This window comes from Bradyrhizobium cosmicum, from assembly GCF_032290525.1.
In the GTDB taxonomy this organism is placed as follows: domain Bacteria; phylum Pseudomonadota; class Alphaproteobacteria; order Rhizobiales; family Xanthobacteraceae; genus Bradyrhizobium; species Bradyrhizobium cosmicum_A.
In genome coordinates, this window is record NZ_JASXTA010000657.1 from 1 (window position 1) to 231 (window position 231).

Sequence of the window (231 nt, forward strand, 5' to 3'; positions counted from 1 at the left end):
GAGCTGTCCCCGGCCGCCATCGATGATGACGAGGTCGGGCCATTGCGGAAACGAGTCATCGTCGGCCTTGGCCTTGGCCGCATCGCCCTCCGGCGGCTTCAACAGCCGCTTGAAGCGCCGTTCCAGCACTTCGCGCATCATCGCGTAGTCGTCGCCGGGCGTCAGTCCCTCGGACTTGATGTTGAACTTGCGATACTGGTTTTTGATAAAGCCATCCGGTCCCGCCACGAT

The 231-nt window shown here is 61.9% G+C and carries 1 pseudogene; it reads right to left on the bottom strand.

Going from position 1 to position 231, the window contains the following annotated elements:
- Positions 1 to 231 (bottom strand): annotated as a pseudogene (locus tag QSV46_RS41245) (excinuclease ABC subunit C); the annotation flags it as partial.